1 protein-coding gene is annotated in these 449 nt (G+C 65.0%); it reads right to left on the reverse strand.

The window, feature by feature from the left end:
- On the reverse strand, positions 1-449 hold a 449-nt coding region (locus AC1D0P_RS29575; RefSeq protein ID WP_477679988.1), incomplete at both ends, for a 50S ribosomal protein L11 methyltransferase.

Below are 449 nucleotides of genomic sequence, written 5' to 3' on the forward strand. Positions count from 1 at the left end.
CCGTTGATGCGCGCGTTGTCGCGCGCCACGCGGACGGCGACGGGGTCGATGTCGGTGGCGACGACAGGGATGCGTGCCAGGCGATAGGCAGCGATTGCCAGCACGCCCGAGCCTGTCCCTAGGTCAAGTGCGTTCCTGACTCTGCGTGACTTCAGCACATCGCCGATCATGTCGAGGCAGCCGGCCGTGGTGCCATGATGGCCGGTGCCGAAGGCCTGGCCGGCCTCGATCAGGATGCCGATATCGCCCGGACCGACCTTTTCGGCGTCATGGCTGCCATGGACCAGAAAGCGGCCGGCGCGAACCGGCTTCAGGCCTTCGAGCGACTTGGCGATCCAGTCGATGTCGGGCAAGGCCTCGCGCTGGATGGACAGGTGGGGAAATTGCTCGTTGATCAAGGCGCCAAAGCGGACCGCAAGTTCGGCCTCTTCATCGGCGGTCATGTAGAT

Source organism: Polaromonas sp. P1_G2 (genome assembly GCF_056405515.1).